The sequence below is a fragment of the Glutamicibacter arilaitensis Re117 genome, assembly GCF_000197735.1.
Classification (GTDB): Bacteria; Actinomycetota; Actinomycetes; order Actinomycetales; family Micrococcaceae; genus Glutamicibacter; species Glutamicibacter arilaitensis.
This window is the reverse complement of the sequence record NC_014550.1, coordinates 2,924,717-2,936,913: the sequence shown is the minus strand read 5'-3', so window position 1 is coordinate 2,936,913 and position 12,197 is coordinate 2,924,717. Positions and strand designations below refer to the sequence as shown.

The following is a 12,197-nucleotide window of genomic DNA, read 5'->3' as shown; positions in this document are numbered from 1 at the left end:
AATCATTCGCTTTTCGGGCCCGCGGTCTTTCATCACCCAGAGCAGCGCACCGCGTCACCGAGACATGCAGCGCACTGCACAGCTCTGGAACTACATTCCAATGATCCGGAACTCGAATTCACGGATTACCCAAGTTCTAAGGATGTGACCCGCCATGGCGGTTAGCGTATTCGATCTTTTCTCGGTTGGCATCGGACCATCGTCCAGCCACACCGTGGGGCCAATGCGTGCAGCACACGCATTCATTGCTCAAGTAATCCGCGACGACAAACTCGACGCGCTGGAAAATATCCGAGTCGATGTCTACGGCTCCTTGGCCGCTACCGGACGCGGCCACGGAACCTTCACCGCAATCATGCTTGGTCTTGAAGGCTTTGAACCGGAAACCGTGCTCCCAGCTCAGGTTGATGAGCGGTTGGCCGACATGGAAGCTACCGGCACCCTGCGCTTGGCAGAACAGCTGGAGCATCGCAAAGACTTGGACTACAAGGTCGAAGACATGGTCCAGCACCCGCTGACTGTCCTCCCACGCCACACCAACGGCGTGAAGTTCATCGCCCTCGACGCTGAGGGCAACGAACTAGCCAATGAAACCTTCTTCTCCGTCGGCGGCGGTTTCATCGTGCGCGAAGGCGCCGAAGACCGCATTGAGAAAAACCTCGAAGCCAAACTGAACAAGCAGCCATATCCCTTCACTACGGCAGCCAAGCTGTTGGAGCATGTGAAGGAAACCGGTCTGTCCATTGCCGACATCATGATGGCCAATGAAATGGCCTACCGTTCCCGCGAAGAAATCCGCAATGGCCTGGTCCACATCTATGAAGTGATGGAAGCCTGCAAGGACTCGGCGCTGGAACGCACCGGAGTACTGCCAGGCGGCCTGAAGGTTCGCCGCCGTGCACCGGAATGGCACGAACGCCTGCGCAAGGAAGACAAGGACCGGGATCCGGTCTACTGGCAGGAATGGATCAACCTGGTCGCACTTGCAGTGAACGAAGAAAATGCTTCCGGCGGACGAGTCGTCACGGCGCCAACCAACGGTGCAGCGGGCATCATCCCAGCGGTACTGTTCTATGCCACCCACTACGCTCCGGGTGCCAAGTACTGGAACGAAGAAGAAAAGCATGACGCGGTTGTCCGCTTCCTGCTGACAGCCGGTGCTGTCGGCGTGCTGTACAAGGAACAGGCCTCGATCTCCGGTGCTGAAGTCGGCTGCCAGGGTGAAGTCGGTTCGGCATCCTCCATGGCTGCCGGCGGCCTTGCCGAAATCCTTGGTGGCACCCCCGCCCAGGTCGAGAACGCCGCGGAAATCGCGATGGAACACAATCTCGGACTTACCTGCGACCCAATCGGCGGCCTCGTGCAGATCCCATGCATCGAGCGCAATGCGATCGCCGCTTCGAAGGCAGTGAACGCTGCGAAGATGGCCCTGATGGGCGACGGCGAGCACCACGTTACCCTGGATGAAGTCATCATCACCATGCGCGAAACCGGCAAGGACATGAGCGACAAGTACAAGGAAACTGCCATGGGCGGCCTGGCCGTCAACGTAGTTGAATGCTAGTTTTCCAGTAGTAGCCTGTTGGCGGGAGGTCGGCTTTTGCCGGCCTCCCGCGTTAGTTAAACGTGATCTTGGCCCTACGGTGGAGCAATGCTCCGTATTTCCTGATAGAACTTGACGTAGGCCCACTGCGTATATTCGCAAACTAACCCAGGGAGGTGAGCGTCGTGGAAGACAGTTCTAGTCGATCTATGCACACGAACTCACCCGGAAATTCGTAGCTGAAGCAGCCTCATCGGGCACGCCCCAAGCCATGAGATCCCCTCGAGTTCGTGACTCTTATCCATGTCACCGGCGCAAAGACCTGAACGCAAATATTGACTGATTTATCTCCCTGTTTTCTCATGGTGATAAAGCGGTGAGAAGTTGCTGGCAGGACCGTATTCCTGCGCCAAATGAGCCGTTTGGACCAAACTCATGATCTCACCAGAAAAGGTAGACTTCTCTACTATTTCCTGCACCCTGCGCTCACACCTGAATCGCGCAGATCTCCACCTCGCCGCGGCCCTGCTTGCCGGTTTGGGAACCGCACAATGCGTCGCACATCTCGTAGCGTTGGATGCAACCGACGCAGCAGTGGCCTACCGTCTGCTCGATAAGCAAACTGCGGTACGAGTATTCCAAGAGCTCGATGCCGCGGTGCAAGCCGAACTGGTACGTTCGCTGCAATCAGAAACGGTCATCGATGCTTTCACCCAGCTTGGGGTTGCCGGAAGGGTAGCGCTGCTTGATGAACTGCCCGCAATCGTGGCCACCAAACTATTGGCCGGACTATCCAAGGACGAACGCCAATCAACGGGAATCCTCCTGGGATACCCGGAAGCCAGTGTTGGACGTACCATGAATCCGGAATTCTTGGCGACCCACCCCCAGCTTTCAGTAGCCCAAACCATAGAACGCCTCAGCTCGCAGCTGGAGCGGACAGAACAACCCGGGCTGATCATGGTGATTGATAATGAACGCCGGCTTCTGGGAGCGCTCAAGCTGAGCAAACTGCTCACCGAACCTGCCCAAAGGCCTGTAGCCGAACTGTACCGCCCGAGCCCCAGCATTCAAGCCACCGATGCCGAAATAAAGGCCGCCCGCTTGGCGACAGACCAGAAACTGAGCTTGCTGCCGGTGCTTGACCAGGAAGGGCGCTTGCTTGGAGTAGTAAGCCTGCCCGTGGCGATCCAGATCTTGGAGGATGCGGAGGAACGCCGCACAGCACGAAGCGCCGGAGCAGAACCGCTGTACCGGCCATATCTGGGGACGCCGCTGCGCCAATTGGTCAAAGCCCGCATCACCTGGCTGCTGGTGCTGGCCATCGGTGCAACCTTGACGGTCAAAGTGCTCTCCAGTTTCGAGGAGACTCTGGAGTCCATGGTGGTGCTCAGCTTGTTCATCCCGCTGATCGTAGGGATCGGAGGCAACACCGGAAACCAAGCGGCAACCACGGTGACTCGTGCCTTGGCTATGGGCGATGTGAGGGGAAGCGATTTCTGGAGGGTCCTGCTGCGCGAGGTGCGCATTGGTGCGGCCTTGGGGTCTTGCCTAGGCGCAGCGGCATGGGCCATTACCGGAATCATTTTCGACCCGCGCATCGGTTTGGTGATCGGGATTAGCCTATTGGCCCTGTGCAGTATTGCTGCTGCCATTGGCGGGGTGATGCCGATTATCGGAAAATTCTTCAAGGTGGACCCTGCAGTGTTCTCCAACCCGTTCATCTCAACCTTCGTTGATGCTGCCGGACTGATCGTCTACCTTTCTGTTGCTGTACTCATTCTTGGATAGCCTCTAGTCGCAGTGTCGTGCAAGGAATAAATTCGGCTACGCCAGTGTCGTACTAGGTATGCCCCAAAGCCAACTCTTTGCGCCTGTCACCATCCCTACCAGAAGCGGCGAAGGCCTGAAGCTGCGCAACCGCGTCGTCCTTCCGCCCATGTGTCAATACTCCGTCGAAAAACGCGATGGCGTTCCAACGGCGTGGCACTTGGCGCACCTGGGCTCCATGGCCCATGGCGGGTACTCCCTGGTGATTACCGAAGCAACAGCGGTAGTGGCTGCTGGCAGAATTTCCGATCGCGATACCGGTCTGTGGAATGAAGAACAGGTCGAAGCGTGGAAGCCGATTACCCAATACATTCGCTCCCAAGGGGCAGTGCCAGGGGTGCAGCTGGCACATGCTGGAGCCAAGGCATCGACCTATGGCTGGCTCAAAGACTTGGCCGATGCAGGAAAAGTGGGCAGCATCGGCGATGAAGAAGGCGGTTGGGAAACCTTCACTTCCTCACCGAGCGAGCTTTACGGGCTGAAGCCGGCAACACAGATGAGTACAGCACAGATCAAGGACTCGGTGCAGGACTGGGCTCAGGGGGCCAAGCGTGCCGACGCTGCAGGTTTCGACCTGGTCCAGATCCATGCTGCGCACGGATATCTGGTGCATCAGTTCTTATCGCCGCTGTCTAATAAGCGCACCGACGAATACGGTGGAAGCTTTGAAAACCGTACTCGTTACCTACGCGAAATCATCGAGGCTGTGGCAGCTGTGTGGCCAGAGAACAAGGCCTTGGGCATCCGTTTCTCGGGTGAAGACTGGGTTGAAGAAGGGTGGGTCATTGCTGACACGATCCAGCTTGCCAAGGAGCTTTACGGCTTCGGGGTGCGCCACTTTGATCTGTCCAGTGCAGGCATTGGCAAGTTCTACGGACCTTCTGGTCCGGGATACCAAGTGCCGTTGGCGCAGGCTGTAAAAGAAGCGCTCCCGGAGGATGCGTTCGTCACCGCGGTGGGTGTCATTACCGAACCGGCTCAGGCTGGACAGATCGTTGGGACCGGGCAGGCTGACGGGGTCTGCATCGGGCGTGCGGCGTTGGGCGATCCCCAATGGCCCAACCGTGCCGCCCAAGCGCTGGGTGCCGAGATGGCAGCTCCTGCACAATACTGGCGTGGCCATTGGTAAACAGTTCTTATCTTGCTGATTTCGTCCAAACAACGACATAGTTTCTGGTTACCTCTTCCAGCCACTGAATAGTGATGTTAGGTTAGTGCCACGGATCTAGTCGCATCGCGGCCAAGGCTCGCGTGCGGAAGGGAGTCAGCATGGCACTACGCGCGGATTCTAATGGAATCGACGCTTCGCTTTATCGGAGAAGTGGCTCATGGAGTACAGCTCTTGTGGATGCATCGTTAGGAACCACTGCCGCTCAAGAAGCGGCGGATCGACTTCCTGAAGAGGTGGCCAAGCTGCTCAAGAGCCAGCAGGCGCAGCCCGGCGATGTCCAAGCATTAATCGGCGCACTGGAGCCAGCCCAAGGACTGAAAGCACCAGTAGCAAGGTTCGTAGCTGTGCATGGTGGTGAAGTCGTCTTGAACGAAGTCATCCCAGGCCTGAAAGTTTCCAATTCATCAGTTGATGTCGGTCCGTTCCCGAACTTCACGGCGCTGGCTCGATCTCGTGGCGGATCCTTCTCCTACCTCGTAGCCGAGGTGAGCAAGGACGGAGGCGAGGTACACCTGTATAACACCGCGTCCCCTGAACGCCTGGGCAGTCGCGGGATTGTCGGATTACCGGAGGAAATCCACCATGCGCGCAAGGTGCCCGGCGAATACGACCAGCCCAAGGCACAGGCCGCAGCCGATGAGATGGTTCGTCGAAATGCGGATGAAGTTGCCGAACTAATCAGTGAAATGTCCAACGAGAACTTCGTTCGCCTGATCATTCTTTCTGGCGATATCAAGGCTCGTGAAGCAGTCTTAGGTGCCCTTCCTGGAACACTGAAGGATTACGTAGACGTCATCGACTCGCATACGCGCACCGGCGGCGCAGATGCCAAGCATGTTGATGCGCAAATTACCAAGCTCGTAGAGGACGTGAAAGCCAATGCCCTGGCTGAATTGGAATCAAAGGTCGCTGCCCAGTCCGGCAACGGAAGAGCGCAACTAGCAGTTGGGCTCGACGAAGTTGTTACTGCGTTGCAATCAGCGCAGGCCGAAATGGTGCTTGTTGGCCAATATCAAAGCGAGCACACCCTGCGCGCCTTGAGCGCGGAACCATGGATTGCCCATCAAGAAGGCGAAGACCACGCAGAGTCGGTCCTCGGAGAATGGCCAGCGCCAGAAGTTCTGCTGCGGGCAACCGCACTGACTGATGCAAGTATTCGCTACGTCCCGGATTCGCTACTGCCCGATGGAGCAGGAATCGCAGCCCTGCTACGTTGGGCGAAATCCTAAATAGCGTGGCACTTAAATTGATCCGCCCAAGAAATTGGGCGGATCAATTTACGTTCTAGCTGTCTGGGCTCTGCCGATCTGGAAAATCGGCAGTTGGGGAAGTCGGCGGGGCAACCGCTGGATCGCTGGAAACACCCTGCGGGGTGCCGGCCTGGTAGGCAGGAGGAGCCCAGTAGGCCTGATTCGGGTTCATCGGCGGCTGGTTCATCTGCCACGGCTGCAGCATCGGGCTCGGCACAACTGCCGGAAGCGGGCCAGCGGAGCGCGCGATATTGTGCTTTGCCGCGAGCTTGACCAGAACGAAGGTCATTAGGGCGGTGAAGCAGATCGAGAAGACCAGCGAGAGGGGATTGGATTCCGTAGCGTTGAGATCAACCACGCCGATTGCCCCGAGCAAGAACAAGAACGTGTTGTTGATGATGTGCATCGCAATTGCTGCTTCCAAGCCGCCGGTGCGCCAGGTGAGATAGCCCGCCGCAATCGCGAACACCGACACATCCAGGAGCCCCCAGATATCGTAGAGATGGCCGATGGCGAAGAACGGTACTGGCAACAGGATGGCAAAGAGCGGATGCTTCAGCCAGCTGCCGATCACCTGCATGAATGCGCCGCGGAATACCAGTTCTTCAGCAGCGCATTGGAATGGCGTCAATAAGATGACCAGCAGCGCATAGAACAGCGGATCGGTCGGTATGCTGCTGGCAGGCACGGGGGCGGACTCGCCAATACCTAATGCACTTAATCCGAAGTTCAGTGCGAAATACACGGCGAATAAAAGGGCGCTAATCCCGATGGCCCGTCCGAACCACCGCCAGCGCAACTTGCCAGCCACCGAGAGCAGCAAGCCAACAGGCTTGGGTCCCAGGAGCAGGTAGGCCAGGTAAACCGCCGGAATCATGATGATCAGGGAGGCCATGGTTATCGAGAAGTCCGCGGCCGAAGCCATGTTCAGGTCAGGATTCATCAGGAAAGCGTTAGGAGCTTCATCTGGATTTTCCGCATTCCAGGTCAGCGGATTGGCCAGCAATGCAACGACCATGACCACGATGGCGATGACAAGTGCCGCGGCGAAGAAGCCAATGCCAGTGCCCGTGAACGCCAACGGTTTCCACCAGCGGTAGTTCTGGCTGCGTCGCATCAGGCGATGGAACGGATACTCGGTTTCACCCTCGGGGCGTTGCACCTCAGGTGGCAAATTCATTGGCAGGCTCATGAGTCAATTCTCTCGTTCAACGGCGTGTGAAGACATGAACCTTACGGAGGATTTATCAGGTCATCCTTTCGAACGTCATCGACACGGACCGCACGCAAGGCACGTGGCCTGCACGCCGAATTCTGTTCGGCTTGCTCCTAGACTTGGAAAGAACGATTCGCCTTCTTTGATTTGGAGCAACACCCCGTGGGCCATCATCACCATGACGAACCGATTTTGCAGGATCCCAAACGACGCCGTCGGGCTTCAATCATCTTATGGGCATTGCTTGCGCCCGTAGGTGCCCTGGCCCTGGTGATGGTCATCTTGCTGTGGCCGCAAGGAAACTACGACAAATTCGCACTGAACGGTGCAATGGACACCGCCGGTGGAGCCACCATGCAAGTTGGCACCGTCACGCGCAATGTCGTAGGTGACTGCCCATCTTCCCAAGGTCTGGAAGACGTCGGCGGCAAAGTGCTCGAATGCCAAGTCACCTACGTCATGCCTGAATCCGGCGGGGCAGAAATCCAGCTCGAAATCCCACCAGAAATGCTGCAATCACGTGATGCGCGTGCCGGCGACAGCATCCGCTATCTGGATCTGTCTGCCGTAGATACCACCAGCGGAAGCCCTTACGTGTTCGTTGACTTCGTGCGTACCTTGCCGATGGTGCTGCTGGCGATCGCCTACGGACTGGTGGTGGTGCTGGTTGCTGGATGGCGTGGAACCCGCGCGATGATTGGCTTGGTCGGTGGCATCGCCTTCATGGTCGTCTTCATGGTTCCGGCCCTGCTGGAAGGCGGCAATCCGGTGCTGGTGGGTCTCACCGGTTCTACTGCCATCATGTTTGTCGCGTTGTATTTCGCCCACGGATTGAACGCAAAGACATCTACTGCGCTGTTGGGGACGCTCTTTGGCCTGGGCGTTACAGCTGGCATGGTGCTCTGGCTGACCGATGCAGCGGCGCTGACCGGCGCCAATGACGAATCGGCGATCACCTTATCGACGGTGGCCCCGCAAATTTCCCTGCCTGGCTTGCTAATCTGCGGTGTTCTGATCGGTGGCATGGGTGTGCTCAACGATGTGACAATTACCCAGTCAGCAACCGTATGGGAGCTGGCAGAATCCTCGCCCAAGGCCCCGGCCAAGGAGCTGTTCTTCCGAGGCATGCGCATCGGCCGCGACCATATCGCCTCGACCGTCTACACCATTGCCTTTGCCTATGCTGGCGCGGCGCTGCCGGTGTTGGCCATCGCGGCCTTGAGCAATCAGAGTTTTGGAATCACTCTTGGCTCTGGCGCTATGGCTGAAGAAGTTATTCGTATTCTGATTGGTTCCATTGGATTGGTGCTCGCAATCCCGGTCACTACCGCTATTGCTGTCATGGTTGTGAAGGCCACGGGTACCGGTGGCGCACACGGTAAACGGACTTTGCAAAGTGTGGGATCAGATTCCTAGGTGCGAACCGTTCTCATATGTAATGTAGAATAGTTCTCAATAGCGACCTGACATAGATGGAGAGTCCCATGAAGAACTACCGCAAACTGCTCGCAGCTGCTGTCGCACTGCCTGCTGCCGGACTGATCCTTGCCGGATGCGGTAGCCCCACCGAGAGCGAAGCTTCGCAAAGCGATGCTGCGCTGAGCGTCGTGGCCACCACGAATGTTTATGGCCAGATCGCCCGTGCCATCGGCGGGGAGAGCGTCGCGGTCAGCGAGATCATCACCTCGACCGCGCAGGATCCGCACTCCTATGAACCAACTGCCCGCGACAAGCTGTCGATTTCCGAGGCGGACGTGGTTCTGGCAAACGGCGGAGGCTATGACCAATTCATGGATTCTCTGGTTTCTTCCCTCCCGAAAAAGGCATTGGGACAGATCACGCTCATGCACGCGGTCGATTCTTCGCCGGTAGCCGAGCAGGCTGAAGACGAGCATGAGGGTGAGAGTGCCGAGGAGCATGCGCAGCACGCTGATGAGGCGGAGCATGAGGGCGAGAGCGCTCAGGAGCATGCGAAGCACGCTGATGAAGAGCAAGCCGAAGACGAGCATGAAGGACACGCACACGCCGGCTATAACGAACACATCTGGTACGACTTGGATTCCGTGGAGGCACTTGCCGGCGAGCTAGCAGAGTCCTTCTCCAAGCTCGATGCCGCCAACGCCGAGCAGTACAAGCAGAACGCAGCAACCTTCACCGAAGGACTGGCCAAGCTGGAGGGTCAGCTTCAAGCCGCCAAGCTTGATGGTAAGAGCTTCATGATGACCGAGCCTGTTCCATTCCACTTATTGCAGGACGCTGGCATGGATAATCTCACCCCCGAAGGGTTGAGCGAAGCCATCGAAGAAGGCGAAGGCGTGGCGCCGCTGACCCTGAAAACTGCTAAGGACAAGCTTGCTGCCGGCGAAGCGGATATCCTGGCATACAACGTGCAAACCGAAGGCAGCGAAACCCAGCAGCTGAAGAAAAGCGCTGAACAGGGCGAGGTGCCGGTAGTGGACTTTACAGAGACCATTCAGGATGATTCCAGCTACCTTGAATGGATGGAATCCAACATTTCCGACTTGGATTCCGCGATCAACGGGTAAATCTACGTAGACTTATTGCATGGCATTGTTCTCTTCCCAGATCACTCAAGCGACAGGTAAGGCACGCTCCCTTCTAGCGGAGCGGTCCGTGCGGACAGAAATCGCGGACGCTGGCCGGGGAATAGAACAAGCAGATCATGTGATCTTCTTTGCCGAAGGCCCTGGGCAGTTCTATCAGCTCGGGGTCTGGCTGGCTACTTTTGAGCGCTTGGCCTCCCAAGGACTCAAAGTCGGAGTCGTGCTCATGGACGCCCTGAGCGCACGCGAAGCCCTGGCCGCCACCAGCTTGCCGATCTTGTTCTCGCGTTCCATTGAACAGATCGAGACCAAGCTGCGCGAGTGGGATACCAAATCCATCAATTACGTGAACAACGCGCAGCGAAACTTCACTATGCTTCGACTTAACGGACCGGCGCATATCCACCTGAACCATGGCGAAAGCGAAAAGGCTTCCATGGTCTCCAACCAGCTCAAAGCCTATGACTTCGCTTGTGTAGCCGGACCGGCAGCCGTGGAACGGATCACCGAGAACATAGCCCGTTTCGACCCAAAGCATCTGGTGCAGATCGGACGCCCGCAGCTCGACGAACTGGAGCTGCCCCGCCCATCGGAAAAAATCCGCGTGCTCTATGCACCGACCTGGGAAGGCGATTCGAAAGCAATGGCGTACTCTTCGGTGAGTACGCTGGGCGAGCGGATCCTAGCCCAACTCACTAGCGACGAGCGTTTCGAAGTGCGCTTCCGTCCGCATCCAAAGACCGGAGACGTTTCGGCCGAGGCAAAAAAGGCCGTCACGGGCCTCAAAAGCGCTTATGCCCAAACACTGGACCCTGTCGGTGATGCGGCGCAGTCAATGGTGTGGGCTGATGTTGCCATCTGCGATACCTCGGCCATGGCCTATGACGCCGTAGCACTGAACATCCCGCTGCTTCTCTCCGGGGACCGGCCAAGCAAGCTCCTTGACGGACTGCCCTTGGGCCAGCACCTGGGCAACGCCAACGGCCTGGCCCAGAGGGTGGCGGAACTCGCTGCTTCGGGAGTTGCCGGAGCGCAAAAACAGCTGGCCCAGTACTTCTTTGCCACCACCGAACCTGGGGTGGCAACGAAGAAACTGAACCAGCTGCTCAACGGTCTGCCTTCGTGGCGTCCTAGCGCTGCTTGAAGACCGTATCCTGCCACTGCCGATGAGCGGCAGGATCATGAGAGATCATCACGTGCTTAACGTTGGTGTACTCATCGAAGGAATACTGGCTCATATCCTTGCCCATTCCTGAGGCCTTGCAACCGCCATGAGGCATATCGGACACGATCAGAATATGCTCGTTGATCCACACGCACCCGGCCTGGATTTCAGCGCTGGCACGCATGGCACGATCAACATTCTTGGTCCAGGCGCTGGCCGCCAAACCATAAGGAGTGTCGTTGGCTAGCTCGATTGCCTCCTCATCGCTGTCGAATGGCAAGGCCACCAGAACAGGGCCGAAGACTTCTTGCTGCACAATCTCAGAATCCTGGGTCGCGCCCACGATCAAGGTCGGACGGTAGAAGTAGCCCGCCCCAGATACCTGCTGGCCTCCAGCCAGTACCCTCGCACCGTCCTCCTTAGCACGCTCAACCATCGAAGAAACCTTCTGAAGATGCGCCTGGCTGATCATTGAGCCCATGTCGGTGTCCGGATCGGTCGGATCACCCACCACCATGGCATCCATCAACTCGGCGACTCTGCTGGTGAACTTCTCGAAGACCGAGGTATGCACATAAGCACGCGTGGCAGCGGTGCAGTCCTGGCCGGAATTGATCGTCGAACCGGCCACCGCACCGTGCGCAGCGGCCTCAATATCAGCATCGTCGAAGACTACAAACGGTGCCTTGCCGCCGAGCTCAAGATGAACACGGGTGCCGGTCTCGGCCGCCATGGACATGATCTTCAGCCCCACGGCGGTTGAACCGGTGAAGGAAGTCATCTTCACCTGCTTATGGCGCACCAACGGCGCACCAACATTGGGCCCATCGCCGACGACAATATTGATCACGCCATCGGGCAGTCCTGCATCCTTGGCTGTCTGGGCAAAGAGCACCGAAGTGCCCGGGGTCAGCTCGCTGGGCTTGAGCACAATGGTGTTGCCGGCAGCGATCGCTGGCAGAACCTTCCACGCAGCCATCTGCAGCGGATAGTTCCACGGGCTGATCGAACCGACTACGCCGATCGCTTCGCGGCGAATCATCGAGGTGGTATTCCCCGCATAGTCCCCGGCCGCTAATCCCTGCAGGTTGCGTGCGGCACCGGCAAAGAAGTTCACGTTGTCGATGGACCCGGGAACATCGAATTCGGTAGACATGCGGATGGTCTTGCCGGTCTGCGCGGTCTCCACCTCGGCGATCAGATCAGCACGCTTTTCAAGTTCGCGGGCGAAGGCCAGCAAATGGTCGGAGCGCTCGCCGGGAGTGAGCTTGGACCAGGTCTTGAAGGCCTCGGCGGCGGCTTGCACCGCGAGATCGACCTGTTCCAGGTCAGCGGTATCGACATCCAGCAACTTGAGCCCGGTCGCCGGATTGGCGCGTTCCAATACCGGGCCGCGTCCACGGACTTGCTGGCCATTGATGAACTGATGTCCAAGGGAAAAATCGTAAGTAGTCATGG

Annotated in this window: 9 protein-coding genes; 7 read left to right on the top strand and 2 right to left on the bottom strand. The window is 57.8% G+C overall.

Annotated features, from left to right (window positions below):
- The first annotated feature begins 154 nt into the window (after positions 1 to 154).
- The 4 genes from AARI_RS14070 to AARI_RS14055 all read left to right on the top strand — a co-directional run bounded on the left by AARI_RS14070 (position 155) and on the right by AARI_RS14055 (position 5,773).
- Positions 155 to 1,564, top strand: a complete 1,410-nt coding sequence (locus AARI_RS14070) for an L-serine ammonia-lyase (protein WP_013349947.1) — start codon at positions 155 to 157, stop codon at positions 1,562 to 1,564.
- A gap of 414 nt (positions 1,565 to 1,978) precedes the next feature.
- Entirely contained in the window at positions 1,979 to 3,334 is a 1,356-nt protein-coding gene (mgtE, locus tag AARI_RS14065) for a magnesium transporter (protein ID WP_013349946.1), read from the top strand.
- Between the two features lie 58 nt (positions 3,335 to 3,392).
- The gene (locus AARI_RS14060; protein WP_013349945.1) at positions 3,393 to 4,502 is read left to right on the top strand and encodes an NADH:flavin oxidoreductase/NADH oxidase; all 1,110 of its coding nucleotides are present in this window, start codon (positions 3,393 to 3,395) and stop codon (positions 4,500 to 4,502) included.
- A gap of 215 nt (positions 4,503 to 4,717) precedes the next feature.
- The gene (locus tag AARI_RS14055; protein WP_013349944.1) at positions 4,718 to 5,773 is read left to right on the top strand and encodes a baeRF2 domain-containing protein; all 1,056 of its coding nucleotides are present in this window, start codon (positions 4,718 to 4,720) and stop codon (positions 5,771 to 5,773) included.
- 55 nt (positions 5,774 to 5,828) lie between these two features.
- Here AARI_RS14055 and AARI_RS14050 read toward each other — a convergent pair whose 3' ends face one another.
- On the bottom strand, positions 5,829 to 6,986 hold the full coding sequence (locus AARI_RS14050) for a CPBP family intramembrane glutamic endopeptidase (RefSeq protein WP_013349943.1): 1,158 nt from the start codon (positions 6,984 to 6,986) through the stop codon (positions 5,829 to 5,831).
- A gap of 186 nt (positions 6,987 to 7,172) precedes the next feature.
- Between AARI_RS14050 and AARI_RS14045 the strand changes: the two genes are divergently transcribed.
- From AARI_RS14045 to AARI_RS14035, 3 genes are all read left to right on the top strand, one after another.
- Entirely contained in the window at positions 7,173 to 8,426 is a 1,254-nt protein-coding gene (locus AARI_RS14045) for a YibE/F family protein (RefSeq protein ID WP_013349942.1), read from the top strand.
- A gap of 68 nt (positions 8,427 to 8,494) precedes the next feature.
- Positions 8,495 to 9,556: a metal ABC transporter solute-binding protein, Zn/Mn family gene (locus AARI_RS14040; RefSeq protein WP_013349941.1), complete on the top strand. Its 1,062-nt coding sequence runs from the start codon at positions 8,495 to 8,497 to the stop codon at positions 9,554 to 9,556.
- Between the two features lie 88 nt (positions 9,557 to 9,644).
- The gene (locus tag AARI_RS14035; protein ID WP_157867157.1) at positions 9,645 to 10,718 is read left to right on the top strand and encodes a CDP-glycerol glycerophosphotransferase family protein; all 1,074 of its coding nucleotides are present in this window, start codon (positions 9,645 to 9,647) and stop codon (positions 10,716 to 10,718) included.
- On the opposite strand, the gene AARI_RS14030 is transcribed toward AARI_RS14035, so the two are convergent.
- Positions 10,705 to 12,195, bottom strand: a complete 1,491-nt coding sequence (locus AARI_RS14030; protein ID WP_013349939.1) for a gamma-aminobutyraldehyde dehydrogenase — start codon at positions 12,193 to 12,195, stop codon at positions 10,705 to 10,707. The genes AARI_RS14035 and AARI_RS14030 overlap by 14 nt on opposite strands.
- Between the last annotated feature and the right edge of the window lie 2 nt (positions 12,196 to 12,197).